Annotated in this window: 19 protein-coding genes; 2 read left to right on the plus strand and 17 right to left on the minus strand. The window is 31.6% G+C overall.

What is annotated here, in order from left to right; genetic code table 11:
• Positions 1–310: 310 nt before the first annotated feature.
• From AC3E9U_RS15890 to AC3E9U_RS15940, 11 genes are all read right to left on the minus strand, one after another.
• Complete coding sequence (locus AC3E9U_RS15890; RefSeq protein ID WP_488747917.1) at positions 311–988, minus strand: RDD family protein; 678 nt, start codon at positions 986–988, stop codon at positions 311–313.
• Positions 989–1,075: 87 nt separating this feature from the next.
• Positions 1,076–1,612 (minus strand): hypothetical protein, encoded by a 537-nt coding sequence (locus tag AC3E9U_RS15895; protein ID WP_488747918.1) that lies wholly within the window; start codon positions 1,610–1,612, stop codon positions 1,076–1,078.
• 169 nt (positions 1,613–1,781) lie between these two features.
• On the minus strand, positions 1,782–2,075 hold the full coding sequence (locus AC3E9U_RS15900) for a type II toxin-antitoxin system RelE/ParE family toxin (protein ID WP_488747919.1): 294 nt from the start codon (positions 2,073–2,075) through the stop codon (positions 1,782–1,784).
• Positions 2,076–2,318, minus strand: a complete 243-nt coding sequence (locus AC3E9U_RS15905; RefSeq protein WP_488747920.1) for a type II toxin-antitoxin system ParD family antitoxin — start codon at positions 2,316–2,318, stop codon at positions 2,076–2,078.
• A 221-nt stretch (positions 2,319–2,539) separates the two neighbouring features.
• Positions 2,540–3,109, minus strand: coding sequence for a hypothetical protein (locus AC3E9U_RS15910; protein ID WP_488747921.1), 570 nt, complete (start codon positions 3,107–3,109; stop codon positions 2,540–2,542).
• 176 nt (positions 3,110–3,285) lie between these two features.
• On the minus strand, positions 3,286–3,876 hold the full coding sequence (locus tag AC3E9U_RS15915; RefSeq protein WP_488747922.1) for a hypothetical protein: 591 nt from the start codon (positions 3,874–3,876) through the stop codon (positions 3,286–3,288).
• Positions 3,877–4,040: 164 nt separating this feature from the next.
• Positions 4,041–4,505: a hypothetical protein gene (locus tag AC3E9U_RS15920; RefSeq protein WP_488747923.1), complete on the minus strand. Its 465-nt coding sequence runs from the start codon at positions 4,503–4,505 to the stop codon at positions 4,041–4,043.
• A 671-nt stretch (positions 4,506–5,176) separates the two neighbouring features.
• The gene (locus AC3E9U_RS15925) at positions 5,177–5,860 is read right to left on the minus strand and encodes a hypothetical protein (RefSeq protein WP_488747924.1); all 684 of its coding nucleotides are present in this window, start codon (positions 5,858–5,860) and stop codon (positions 5,177–5,179) included.
• A gap of 93 nt (positions 5,861–5,953) precedes the next feature.
• On the minus strand, positions 5,954–6,313 hold the full coding sequence (locus AC3E9U_RS15930; RefSeq protein ID WP_488747925.1) for a hypothetical protein: 360 nt from the start codon (positions 6,311–6,313) through the stop codon (positions 5,954–5,956).
• Between the two features lie 183 nt (positions 6,314–6,496).
• Positions 6,497–7,099 carry a DUF1648 domain-containing protein gene (locus AC3E9U_RS15935; RefSeq protein ID WP_488747926.1) on the minus strand — a complete coding sequence of 201 codons (603 nt, stop codon included), beginning with the start codon at positions 7,097–7,099 and terminating at the stop codon, positions 6,497–6,499.
• Between the two features lie 98 nt (positions 7,100–7,197).
• Positions 7,198–7,980, minus strand: coding sequence for a hypothetical protein (locus tag AC3E9U_RS15940; protein WP_488747927.1), 783 nt, complete (start codon positions 7,978–7,980; stop codon positions 7,198–7,200).
• A gap of 290 nt (positions 7,981–8,270) precedes the next feature.
• On the opposite strand from AC3E9U_RS15940, the gene AC3E9U_RS15945 reads away from it, so the two are divergent.
• Together AC3E9U_RS15945 and AC3E9U_RS15950 are read left to right on the plus strand one after the other, a co-directional pair.
• Complete coding sequence (locus tag AC3E9U_RS15945; protein ID WP_488747928.1) at positions 8,271–8,624, plus strand: type II toxin-antitoxin system HigB family toxin; 354 nt, start codon at positions 8,271–8,273, stop codon at positions 8,622–8,624.
• 5 nt (positions 8,625–8,629) lie between these two features.
• Positions 8,630–8,986, plus strand: coding sequence for a helix-turn-helix domain-containing protein (locus AC3E9U_RS15950; protein WP_023577699.1), 357 nt, complete (start codon positions 8,630–8,632; stop codon positions 8,984–8,986).
• Positions 8,987–9,167: 181 nt separating this feature from the next.
• On the opposite strand, the gene AC3E9U_RS15955 is transcribed toward AC3E9U_RS15950, so the two are convergent.
• The 6 genes from AC3E9U_RS15955 to AC3E9U_RS15980 all read right to left on the minus strand — a co-directional run bounded on the left by AC3E9U_RS15955 (position 9,168) and on the right by AC3E9U_RS15980 (position 13,759).
• Entirely contained in the window at positions 9,168–9,662 is a 495-nt protein-coding gene (locus tag AC3E9U_RS15955) for a DUF2314 domain-containing protein (protein ID WP_488747929.1), read from the minus strand.
• Between the two features lie 198 nt (positions 9,663–9,860).
• The gene (locus AC3E9U_RS15960) at positions 9,861–10,415 is read right to left on the minus strand and encodes a T6SS immunity protein Tdi1 domain-containing protein (protein ID WP_488747930.1); all 555 of its coding nucleotides are present in this window, start codon (positions 10,413–10,415) and stop codon (positions 9,861–9,863) included.
• Positions 10,416–10,628: 213 nt separating this feature from the next.
• Positions 10,629–11,750, minus strand: coding sequence for a lactonase family protein (locus AC3E9U_RS15965; protein ID WP_488747931.1), 1,122 nt, complete (start codon positions 11,748–11,750; stop codon positions 10,629–10,631).
• A 132-nt stretch (positions 11,751–11,882) separates the two neighbouring features.
• The gene (locus tag AC3E9U_RS15970; RefSeq protein WP_488747932.1) at positions 11,883–12,461 is read right to left on the minus strand and encodes a hypothetical protein; all 579 of its coding nucleotides are present in this window, start codon (positions 12,459–12,461) and stop codon (positions 11,883–11,885) included.
• A gap of 209 nt (positions 12,462–12,670) precedes the next feature.
• A complete protein-coding gene (locus AC3E9U_RS15975; protein ID WP_488747933.1) occupies positions 12,671–13,084 on the minus strand; it encodes a hypothetical protein in 414 nt (137 codons plus the stop codon).
• A gap of 168 nt (positions 13,085–13,252) precedes the next feature.
• Positions 13,253–13,759, minus strand: a complete 507-nt coding sequence (locus AC3E9U_RS15980) for a hypothetical protein (RefSeq protein ID WP_488747934.1) — start codon at positions 13,757–13,759, stop codon at positions 13,253–13,255.
• Positions 13,760–13,915: the final 156 nt, after the last annotated feature.

Consider the following 13,915-nt stretch of genomic DNA (forward strand, 5'->3'; position numbering starts at 1 on the left):
GAAAGTTTGAGATCAAAACTGATTTTCTGATACTCATTTTTTCGACAGGGATGTTTTTTTGTTGTTTCCATAGGATACTAAAAGTGTTTAATTTTTAGTCAACCTATTTTAGGACGACGCATTCTGAGTAATTACTGCTAACGTCCCGCCGGCTTTGTGTCAGGCGGGGATTTTTATTACTGACGATCACAAATATACCGAAAAGTTATAAAGGAAAAAGCCCAAAAAGAAAGAAGAAAATGCAAACACCAAGCCTTTACCGATAGATCCCCAAAACCCCGCTTGCACAAAACCGCTGTTAGCAGCAGCTTTATTTCATACTTTGGCTCAGTAATTCTGGAATTAGAACCAAAATTGAGGAAAAGATGATTGAAAGGAATAGCCATAAAATTGATATATTATGATTGCTTTTATTTATTTCTTCAAAAGTTGATGAATGGCTAATTTTATCTGATTCAATAACTTTTGTCCCCGCAATAAAATCACCTAACCTTCGACTTGAATTTGTTAACAATAATGCGATTTCAATAGGCCAAAGAAGAGTTGTAATATTTCTAATTAAACATTGTATCTTACTGGCAGATAATCCTGAAATGTTGTCCACAACTTTGTAACCTGTAATTCGTTTTCCAATAGATCTAGAGTTGTAATAATCTTTATTAAGTAATAAAAACATAAATATACCATAACCTACAGTCCACGGATTAATTATTGATGAAGAAAATATTGAGAGAGTTGTTATTCGACAAATCATAAAAATTATACCAAGCGGCATAAACCAAAATCCAGTAAAAAAAACATCAATTATTGTGGAATTTATTCTTCCATTTATAGAAGTGAATGTTTCAAGTTTTTCGGAAATAAATTTTGTATATGGATTAATTATCAATGTTTTAAATAATGTCATTCGTTCTGGTTTTCTAAAAGTTGCTGCTAACGTCCCGCCGGCTTTAAGAAGTTGGGGATTTTTGTTCCCGAACCATTCCATTAGGATTGAAGCCAAATATACAAAAAGACCGTTCCATTAAACACCCAAACCCCAATTTCTTAAAACCGCTGTTGTGCGACGTTCAAATCAATCCGCCTGAACACTTTTTTTAGTTTTCAAATTTTCTATAAGCTTGAACTTCTTTTGTTTTTCGTCCCAAACATTCACAAAGTATTCTTTTTCTTGTATATCATTTGTTGGCGTACTTTTATTCTGGATGCAAATCTGTGTGATGAATAATCTACTATTCTCGGAGAATTCTATGCAATCTTCGTCTGGAGCAAATATGCATCCTGTATAGTTTCTAGTTTCTCCCATTGGAAGTTTATATACCTTTCCAGTTTCTATATCAACCATAGCGCCATCAAGGCAACCGACACCACAACCCCAAGTACAAACAATGTAATGGCCAGCGAAATTTACTTTACCCAATTTATATGCATCAGTAATTGCGGTTTTATATTGTTTAGCGATTTTATGACTATTGTAATCAATCTTAGCTTTTTTTCTGCTTGCAGTTACTTTCGTGTAATATTTTTTATAAGAATAGCCTTTTAGACTTTGTCCTTGTACAGTAAATACACACAGTAAAAGAAATAGAAACAATAGTTTTCGATTCATCATCTTTATAAGGTCGTTTTGTATGAATGTTGCACAACGTCCCGCCGGCTTTGTGGAGGTGGGGATTTTTGTTTCCAAACCTTTCCATTAGGACTGAAGTCAAATATATAAAATTACCTTTAAATTTAGCCTTAAAACCCCACTTTCACAAAACCGCTGTTATGTGAGGTTCCTATATTTTATTTTTCAAATCCATCATTCCGTGCAAAATTCTTATAATCTCAATTTCATTTTTTGAAATCTCTCTATAAAAAATAATATGCTCGCCACATTTATAACCTAGAATATTTAATGAAATGATTTCATAAGATTTTCCAAATTGCGGATTATTTGCCAAATCTATACACGAAGCGATTATTAGATTATAATATTTTTCAGCCTGATTTTGTGACCATTCTTCAACAGTGTAATCCCAAATATCTATTAAATCGTCCTGAGCCTTATTTGTAAAATGATATTTGCCCATTTATTTTTTCCTTGCCTTTAATGATTCCAAAAACTTTTTAGGCTCGAAATCTTCTACAATTCCGCTATCAATTCCATCCTGTATAGCTTTTCTTAAAACAACGATTTTATTTTCTTCATCTTCAAGAAGACGCAAACCTGCGCGAACGACTTCACTCGCATTGTTGAATCTACCATTATTGATGCTACTTTCAATAAAACTTTCAAAATGGTTTCCTAATGATATTGATGTGTTTTTTCCCATGACTTTAGAAATTTTAAGCAAGTTACCAAAAAATGGTAACAAGTGCAATTTTAAGGCAAAGTTTTTTCGGAATCTCACATAACGTCCCGCCGGCTTTAAGAAGTTGGGGATTTTTGTTCCCAAACCATTCCATTAGGACTGAAGTCAAATGTACAAAAAGATCGTTCCATTAAACACTCAAACCCCAATTTCTTAAAACCGCTGTTATGCGTTCGTTTTTATTATTTAAATTGTTGCATATCTGTAAATTCATTACCGTCATAATCAAATTTATAGATTTTGTTATCCCAATCTTTTGCAATTATAAGTTTTTCGGTCATTTGAAAATCATTTTCCCCACTTATCGATACGAAAATATCGGCACCACCTTTTTGCCAAAGAATTTTGCCGTCATTGTTTAATTTTGTGATTACTAATTCTCCATGAACAATATAAAAATCATCTTTTTTATAAATTCCAAAGCAAGTGATTTCGTCTGCTTTTGTTTTCCATAATATTTTTAATTCAGGGAGTGAAAGACAAAATATTGAATCTGAACAGCAGATAAGAACTTTCGTTTCTTCTATTATTATTAAGTTATCAAATATACCTGTTGCACCACCTTCAGAACCAATTATTGCACTATAAATTGTTTTTCCATTTTCGTGAACTTTTATTCCAATTTGAGTGGTTAATTGATATTTTGTTTCGCTAAAATATTCAAAATCATATTTATTTAAGTTGTCTGAAGAACCGCTTTTATAAGTTTCGTCCACATAAATTTTAAGTATATATTTTTCGAGAAATTCCATTATCGTTGATTTTCGTTTCGTTCGGCCAAAATGACGCATAACGTCTCGCCGGCTTTGTGGAGTTGGGGATTTTTATTCCCAAACCATTCCATTAGGACTGAAGTCAAATATATAAAATTGCCTTTAAATTTTGCCTAAAACCCCAATTTCACAAAACCGCTGTTGTGCGACGTTTTTTATTTTGTAACATACGTTTCTATTTTAAATTCGTCCAAGTTGAGTTTATTAAATTTCGAAACTATTTGTTCAATTATATTTGATTTGCCACATATTCCAAAATGTTCCTGTAAATCGTAATTAGTAGCTAATAAATAATCATCTTCATACATTAAATTAATTTTCTCCGAATTTAAACCAGTAAAAGATTCATCGATATTGTCAAACCAAATTAAATATTCTCTATTCATCCAATTTTCAAATTTCTCTTTATCAATTTTATGTTTGGTAAATATGTATAAGTAATTGCCATTGCTATGAGGATAATAAAACCCTTCTCTTGGCTCAATCAGTAAATCTGTGACATTTTTTTTAGAAAGTCCAAACCAAGTTTTCTCTTCTCGACAAATCTTTAAAAAACTAATATTTTGTTCTTCTAATTCTTGAATAGGCATATTATATGTATAGTCGCTTTGAATGTATTGATACATTTTATATTCATCTATTTTCGACAACTCATAAAAATCTGTTGCATTAATATCTGATTTGAAATCAATTCTTAGTTCATTTTTTGTACTTAATGGCCTGAATAATATGACAAATGGAGTCATTTACGTTTTTTTTCGTTAAAATGTCGCACAACGTCCCGCCGGCTTTTTGGAGGTGGGGATTTTTGTTCCTTTAGTTTGTTTTATCACTAAGTCAAATATACAAAAAGATCATCCCATTATACACCAAACCCCACTTTCACAAAACCGCTGTTAGCAGAAGTTTTTTATAAATTAATCTGATATTGGATTCTCTTCGTTCTGATTATATTTTCGAGTTCTCGTAGTGATAAAAGTTTGTATGATAAACTTTGTGGATTTATTGATACAAAACAAAACCTAAATCTTTCGCCTAACAATTCGGCAAAGTCAAACTCATTTTGTGTTGCGCCAAAAAAGAAGCCTTTTGGTAATTCGGGCAGATATTTTTTAGTTGTTTTCAATTCGACAAAAGTTATCTGATCAAAATTTTCAAGTTCTATGATTTCATTTAGGTTTGTGTACCCAGGAATTAGAATCAAATCAAATGCTTTAGAGTATTTTTTATCGATATTAATAAGCTCTAATAATCGCTTTCGACTGTCTTTATCTGGATTAATAAAATTCATGTCAGTTTTGAGCAGATAATTAATGGCTTCTTTTTCTGAAACATTGTTATCTAACGTGATAGTGTATGAATGCGCGTATGCCATAAAATTTCTGCTAACGTCCCGCCGGCTTTGTGAAGTGGCGGATTTTGGTCACTGACCATTACAAATATACCTAAAAGACTGAAAGAAAAACGTTTAGTTGAAGAAGAAATGCATTCACTAGCTCCTCCAATTACACACTGAACCCGCCATTTCATAAAACCGCTGTTAGCGGCAGTCTTTTCTTCAATATTTTATTTAATTCTAAAACCATTTTCAATAAAATAATATATGATCATAAAAATCATAAATGCTGATATCGAGTTTAAGAGTATTAATTTCAATTCACCGTTAGATTTTAAGGTTAATTTTCTCAAAGCGAAAACTACTAACATAATTAACAAAAATATTATTGACATAAACGCATCAATTGCATCTGGACCATAAGTAACAAAATCAATTTTCATAAAAATTAGTATTGATATTGTTATCACAATATACATTTTGAATAAAATTTTATTTATTTCTACTGAATTAAAATTAGCCATGTGTATTTCGTTTTTTATGCGATTGCCGCTAACGTCCCGCCGGCTTTGTGTCAGGCGGGGATTTTTATTACTGATGTTTACAAATATACCGAAAAGTCTGAAAAAAAAAGTTGAAAAATAGGAGGGAAGTGCAAACACTGACCATTACCGATAAACACCCAAAACCCCGCTTGCACAAAACCGCTGTTATAAGCCGTTTAAATTTTTATTGCGCTTTAAAAAAGCTGAAACAAGTTCTTTATTTTTCATTAAGTGATTTTCATTAAAATTAATACTATCATTTAAACTAAATCGAACTGTTTTTTCATTTAGGTTTTCACTGTTATAAAAGTGAATTTGATAAGTATTTGACCAAAAAGATGACATTGAGCCAAACAAATAACCTTTCAAAATAATTTGACCATTACGCAAAAGAACAAACTGTCGACCTCGAACAGTTGAGTTTTTCCAATTAGGAAGAACTTTGTATATATTTTCAGATACAGATCTACTAAATATTATTTCTGATTTTTTGAAATCTAAACCTAAGATTTCAGAATTTGTAATAAAAGGTTTTTGTTGAAGATCATTTTTTGACACATTAAATCTACCAGAGTAAATCATTTTTTTTGTGACGGTATCAACTCTAATTTTTTCGCCATATAAATTTTCAATATTTGATATTATAGACGAGTCTTTAAAAGCCTTTCGTAATGGTACACCTTCGTAGCTTTCGACTAGATTTTTCGTCAAATAAATTTCAAGTTTATCTTCTTGATTTTTGCAAGAAAAAAATAACTGTGATATTATCGCTAATATGAAGATTCTGTTTGTCATAAATGGCTTATAACGTCCCGCCGGCTTTAAGAAGTTGGGGATTTTTGTTCCCAAACCATTCCATTAGAACTGAAGTCAAATATATAAAATTACCTTTAAATTATGTCTAAAGCCCCAATTTCTTAAAACCGCTGTTATGCGACGTATTTATTCCTTTGTCCACAATAAAAATTCCTCATTATCTGTACATGACATTGATTTAATAAAACTCTCAAAATTGAAATTTTCATATTTGGAGATAATATCATAAACCGTTTCAAATCCATTTGCACCTTGCGGAATTAAGCATCCAGAGCTTTCTCCTAATAATGCTAACCAAACATCAGGTGCATAAGGTCCGGCATCTGTATTTATTAGTTTTATTTCTGAAATATCATTCCATAAGACTTCTTCAGTTTTTCTTTCAGGATGTTCAACTCTAATATATTCTTTAGTAATAGTTACTGTAAAATTATCTTCGGGGTTTTTCGGTTTTGCTTTTCCAAATATTCTTTGAAATAATCCCATGTGTAAGTATTTAAGTTATGAGTTTCGTTTGGTCAATATGTCGCATAACGTCCCGCCGGCTTTGTGGAGTTGGGGATTTTTGCTCCCAAACCATTCCATTAGGACTGAAGTCAAATATATAAAATTACCTTTAAATTTTGCCTAAAACCCCAATTTCACAAAACCGCTGTTAGCGGCAGTACTTCATTTTTTAAATTTATGTGATTTATATGCAAAATACCCCATTGGAATAAAAATCAATCCAAATGTTAAAGGTAGAAACCATTTTCCAAGCCCTTCTGAATTTCCTTTCGATGTTTGAATTGTTAGATAGTCAATCATTAAAAATATGAATACTACAATAAGTTTCATCAATCTCATCATTTTGGTGGAATTTGTATATTGCTTTTCAGCGTTTTCTTCATTAATTTCTACATTGTAATTGAAATTTTCGGGATTTTTATTTAAAACAGTTAGAATTGTGAATAAAAAAGTTCCAATAATAGGTAATAGAAATATAGAAGCTTTACCACCATAATTATCAACTTCTCCCAATCCATTATAATGAATAGGAATATTTTCTGGTAAAGTAGAAAATGAAACAATTGTCATAACCCAATAACTAACTAACATTGAATAGCCAATTGCTTCAAGGATTTTATCAGTTTGAGTAAGTTTTATTTCAATTTTTGGACGTTTTTCCATTTCTATTGTTTTCGGTTCGGTCAGTTTTAGGTGCGGTTTGGTCGTATTGCCGCTAACGTCCCGCCGGCTTTGTGGAGTTGGGGATTTTTGTTCCCAAACCATTCCATTAGGACTGAAGTCGAATATATAAAATTACCATTAAATTTTGCCTAAAACCCCAATTTCACAAAACCGCTGTTACCTGCTGTTTTTCTTCGGTCTTACATGTTTATTAAATCTTCCGGGTAATATCCATAAACCATATAGACTTTACCTTTCTTGATTTTGAAATAAGGTTTGGTATAAACCTCTTCAATTTTTTTATAGGATTGATAATTAGGAACTATAATTGGCTCTGCCATACTTACTTTCCGAGGTGGCTTATTGATTTTTTTTCTTCTAGTTGCGTCATATTCTTCTACAACGGGCGTTGCCCATTTACCATCTTTCGTTCTGTAGACGGCATGAAATTTATATTTTTCCTGTACTTGTTCTCCACAATACGTTCTCACATACAAAAAAACATTCTGATATTCATCAAAACGGACTTTTGCCGAATGACTGTAGGATGAAAATTCAATAGTGTCAAAAGTAATATTTGAAGTGTATTTCTCCAGAATTTTATATTTCGCATGACGTTTGCTATCTAGCGAAACCATACCACAATAGTTGGGTTGTGATGCATAATCAACCGCTATTTTGCTTCCGATGAACATATATAATTCCGGATTGGGTTCCTCACAAGGTATATATTCGACACAAGGTACAGGTTCGAGAATTATCTGAAATGCACCTTTTTTCGCCAGGATTTCGGATACTTTAGCTGTTTTTGAAATATGATCGAAATCGGAAAAGACTAAGCTATCCTTAAGGTTTGCTTTGAAAGAAAAATGTCCGTTTTCATCAGTAAAGCTTACAATATCTTTATTTTTCCACATTTCTTGATATAGTGAATCAGGGAAATTTTTAGGTAATTTTTTTAAAGTGTCGTTTAATACAATCATAACAAATCCTCGCGGTTTTGAAGTTTTAGCAATCCCAGACACTTCAATTTTTTGAGCGTATATAAATTTTAAACTTAAAAAAAGGCATATTGTAAGTAAGTTCTTCATTTTCAGTTTTTTTAAAATAGCAGGTAACGTCCCGCCGGCTTTATGCAGATGGGGATTTTTGTTCCTTTAGTTTGTTTTATCACCAAGCCAAATATACAAAAAAGAGTTTCAGTTTTTGCCCTAAAACCCCATTTGCATAAAACCGTTGTTAGCGGTAGTACTTTATAAAATTAGTTTGCAAAATGAAAACTTTTGTTTATATTTGCCGTATGAAAATCTTAGTAAAGAAAACAATTCTATTTTATATTAACAAATATCCAATTGCAGAAACACAGTTGTTAATTTGGTATAACGAATTTTCTAAATATGAATTTAACAATTTCAATGAACTGAAAAGTGTTTATGGAAATGCGAGTATAGTAAATAATAACAGAGTTGTTTTTAATATTAAGGGAAATGATTTTCGATTGGTTGTTTCAATAAATTTTTTACAAGCTGCTTGCTATGTAATTTGGTTTGGAACACATAAAGAGTATGATAAGATTAATGTTGAAACAGTAGCATTTGACACCACAATTTTAATTGATAAAAACTAATAATTATGAACTGGAAAGTATTAAAAACAGAAGAAGATTATAATAGCGCTTCCATTCGTATGATGGAGATTTTTCACGCAGAGCCTAACACACCAGAAGGCGATGAGTTAGATTTGTTAATTGTTTTGGTAAAAGATTATGATGAGAAACATTACCATTTACCTGAGCTTGATGCTCTTGATGTTATCAAATATAAAATGAAAGAAAGAGGGATGAAAGCAAAGGATTTAGAACCCATTATAGGAAGTAAAGGTCATGTTTCCGCTATTCTTTCAGGAAAGAGAGAAATTACATTGAAAATGGCTCAAAAACTTAAAGATTATTTTAGTATTCCTGCTGAAGTGTTTTTGCACAGCGCTTAGTAAAAAGTCCTGGTTTTCGTCGCGTTGAGCCAGTATTACCGCTAACGTCCCGCCGGCTTTAAGAAGTTGGGGATTTTTGTTCCCGAACCATTCCATTAGGACTGAAGCCAAATATACAAAAAGACCTTGCCATTATACACCCAAACCCCAATTTCTTAAAACCGCTGTTATGCGACGTTTCTCATTTAATAATCATACCAGTAGTTTTATCAAAATCCTCCCTTTCTATATCAGACATTCTTTGCCTCAGCAATCTAATGGTATATCCACCTCTTAATTCTGAATTTTCCAAATACATCCAATCACTAATACGATCATTATCAATTTTTACCGTATCACCTAGATGAATTTCAGAGGAATACTCCGGTTGATTATCAACTATGCCAAAATATTCATTGTCTTTTTTGAATAAACCATTGATCCAAATATGTTCATTTCTATCTTCAGCTTTGAAAATCATTTTTATTCCCAAACCTTCATAATTAGAATTCTTAGTTTCTAAAGCTTTATAGAATTCAGGTAGAGTTTGTTTAGCTTTTTTAATTGCATTATTCATTTCTACATCAACACTTTCGACGCCATATATAGTTGGTTCATTAGTTCTTTCGACTTTTTTGGATTCGTTACAACTAATAATTGAAGAAAGTATAATTGATATAAGTATTGTTTTTTTCATATCGTTTTTTTGAAATGTCGCATAACGTCCCGCCGGCTTTATGAAGTGGCGGAATTTTATTGCTGACGTTTACAAATATACCGAAAAGTTAGAAAGAAAAAAGCTGAATGAAAGGAAGAAATAAAATCACCAAACCATTCCAAAAAATACCAAGCCCCGCCATTTCTTAAAACCGCTGTTAGCAGTAGTTACTGTTTGCTATTTTCCAAGTAATTGTTTATTTATTTCCCAGTCAACTTCTGCGTCACTAATTTGATAATTTGTTGAGTTATCTTTTCCTCCTAAAACCAATGGTATTTTGAAAGCAACAATTTCATTGTGTTTTAAAGCAAGTTTTTCTTTATTCCAAGATTCAAAATCATCACTGGAGAGAGTTTCAATCCCATATTCTACAAGATCTTCATTAAAAAAACTCTCTAAAGTTTGTTCTAATTCAAAATCTTCTCCAGTAGAAATATCAAACATATAGATCTTCTCATTCGCGGCATCTTTTGCGTATTGTCTTCCTAACCAATCAAAGCTGAAAGAAATAATTCTTCCTTTATACTCCGGAAATGATTCTTCTAATATTTCAGTCCATTTTTTAGCGGATTCATAAGTATGAACTTTGAAGACTCCTAAGTTAACAGACAGACCACCAAAATTTGAGAATAAATAATCAATTTCTTTTTGATTTACGTCCCAAGTTTTTAGGTTAGAACTTAGATATTCTTTGTTCTCATAATTGTCCAAAAAAGGTTGAATATTTATCATGAAAGTATAAATTGATAGTTCTGAGTAATTACTGCTAACGTCCCGCCGGCTTTATGAAGTGGCGGATTTTTTATTACTGATGTTTACAAATATACCGAAAAGTTAGAAAGAAAAAAGCTGATTAAAAGGAAGAAATAATAACACCAAGCCATCCCAAAAAATCACCAAGCCCCGCCATTTCACAAAACCGCTGTTAACTGCCGTATTTGTTTTTTAATATCTTTTTATTTGTACACAAGAAACATTTTTTATTTTAAGTTCTTTACCGATTTTTTTTAATAATCCAGTTTCGACATTTCGTTTAAACACAAACACATTTCCGCTTACTGAATTTGTTGCAATTAGAAATTTTCCTGTTTCATCAATTGTGAATACTCTTGGATGTTCACCTAAAGTTGATTGATAACCAACTACTTTTAATTTTCCGTCATTTTGAATTGCAAATATTGCAATGTTATTTTCTTCTCCACGATTTGACGCATACAAATATCGCCCGTCGGGCGAAATGTGAATGTCAGAACTTTCAAAACCTTCTTTATATTTTTCGGAATGAGTATTTATTCTTTGAATACTATCTAATTTTCCATTTTCATATTTATAAGCATTTACAGTTCCAGTTAATTCTTCAACACAATATGCAAACTTTCCGTTTGGATGAAAAGTAAAATGTCTTGGCCCGCTTCCTAAAGTTGTTTTCGTAAATGGTTTTTCTGCAATTTGTAAAGGCTCGATTTTTTCGTTTTCAAATTTGTAGCATCTAATTTTGTCTGCTCCTAAATCAGGCAAAAAAACATAGTCAAAGTTTGGTGAGAAAACGGTTGAGTGAATATGTGAACGATTTTGCCTTTCTGGATTTATGCTTCCTTCTGAAAATTGAAAATTTTGAGCAATTTGATTTATAGTTCCGTTTTCAGAAATTGGATAAACCGAAACGCTACCTTCGGTATAATTTCCATTAATTAACCATTTTCCATTTTTGTGAACAGTTACATAAACTGGATTTTCTCCGCCACTTTTCTGACTATTTATAAACGTCAGCGATTTATTTTCTGGGTTAAATTCAAAACTGCTTACACTTCCAGCATTTGGAGTTTTACTTTCTGTACACGAGAAAAGATGCTTTCCGTTTGGCGATAAAGTAAGAAATGATGGATTTAGAAAGCCTTTTACAGTTGTTATTTTTGATAATTTTCCACTAATTGTGTCTAATTGATAAACATATATTCCTTCGGTTGTTTTGTCACGATTGAATGAACCAAAAAAGACATAAGTATTTTGTGAATAAAGATTTATACAGGCAAAAAAAGTAATTATTAATAGTATTCTCTTTTTCAATTTCTTTTTAGCGGTTTTTGAAGTAATATGGCAGTTAACGTCCCGCCGGCTTTAAGAAGTTGGGGATTTTTGTTCCCAAACCATTCCATTAAGACTGAAGCCAAATATACAAAAAGACCGTTCCATTAAACACTAAAGCCCCAATTTCTTAAAACCGCTGTTAGCGGCTGTTTTTGTTGGTAGCCAGTAATATCCAGATTTGAAAGGCTCGAAGAATTCTGAATATTCTTTTTTTAGTTCTCCCAATTTTTCGTGTGATAAAACGAGACCGTCTAAAATTCTTTTACTTTGATAAATTGTATCACTTACTTTTAAGTCAACAAAATTATCGCTGTTCATAATTTCGCCTACACCATATTCGTTTATGTATTTGAGAATTTCCTGATGTGCTATACGATCAGCTCCTTCAAACTCAAAAAGAGCCATACAGAAATCAATTTCCAAGTCACATAGAAATTGATAAAAAAAGTCTCTAATTTCATAATAGTAAGGAAAGGATAATAATTTTTGATTTCCAGCAACTTGCATATTATGTAACATTAATTCTAATGTGCACTCTTTTAAAGATGAATCACCATTCTCATAGGCAATATTTTTGTACATTCCTATTTCAGTTCCGTCACTCAAAATAACCTTATCGATTATTGATTTAGCCTTTTCGGCATCTTCTAAACTGTTAAATTTTATTCCAAAAGACCAGACAAAAGCCATAATTTATTTGAGTATGATTTTAAAATAGCCGCTAACGTCCCGCCGGCTTTATGAAGTGGCGGAATTTTTATTACTGATGTTTACAAATATACCGAAAAGTCTGAAAGAAAAAGGGGAATGAAAAGAAGAAATAAAATCACCAAACCATTCCAAAAAATCACCAAGCCCCGCCATTTCATAAAACCGCTGTTAGCAACAGTTAGATTATTTTAGTTACAATTTTCTTCTTTTTTGAGTATTCCATTTTTTACGGCTTTTTTATATTTTCGCTCCGTTTTTCTTCTAAGTTTTTCGTAAAATTTTGCTTCTTCTTGTATAGATTCAAATTCAATTATATAGTGTCGTAACATCACAATATTAACATAGCATTTATTCTCAATATTGAATTTTTCCGATAATTGTGCGATATAATGAATTTCGATTTCTTTTACACTTTCTGGAATTTCAATTTCAAAATAACCAAGTTTATCAGCAACATAATTATTTTCATTTGTTTTGATTTCTGCAAAATCAAGAGGTGCGAAATTCTCGTCAACAATTTGACCTTTTAGAATTCTATTTTGAGCAAAAATATTACCAAAAAGGAATAAGACTATAATATTTATAATTAGTTTTTTACGCACGATTTTTTACTAATTGTTGCTAACGTCCCGCCGGCTTTGTGTCAGGCGGGGATTTTTATCCCCAAACCATTCCGTTCAAGACTGATGCCAAATATACAAAAAGATCATTCCATTATTACCAAAACCCCGCTTGCACAAAACCGATGTTACCAGCAGTATTTTAGACTTTTACATTCTCTTGTAATGCAACTCTAATTGCTCAAAATACTTTTTCTCAAAATCGTTGGTAAATTTTCTCTTTAAAATACCAACTACAGCATTAGCAATTTTATAATATTCAGAATCTTTTTCTGGTGACCAAAATTCAAACTCTGCTGATTTTCCATTTTCGATATATTTATTTACGAACGTTATTCCATCATTCCCCAAGATGATTACATCATCCTTCATTTCCGGCACTGATAGGTTATTTAATGAAACATTCTTTAGTTCTTCCTCAAAATATTTAAGATCTGCTTGATTCAAAACTGCGCTGTCTTCAATTTTCTCAAAAGAATTTATATCTTTTAAAATTATCAACTTTATTTTTCCATCATTTCCAATTCTCTGTATTTCAACTTCTGATGTTGGAGCAAAAGCAGGTAATATTTTTATTGTATATATAAAATTTGTTTGATCATTTCTGGCCAATGAAATTGTTAGAAAAAGTAATAGTATGATTCCAATTCTTTTCATGTTTTTTACTACTTTACGTTTGGGAATATTGCTGGTAACGTCCCGCCGGCTTTGTGTCAGGCGGGGATTTTTATCCCCAAACCATTCCGTTCAAGACTGACGCCAAATATACAAAAAGATCGTTCCATTATCAGCAAAACCCCGCTTGCACAAAAC

The organism is Flavobacterium sp. 21.1 (assembly GCF_057801535.1).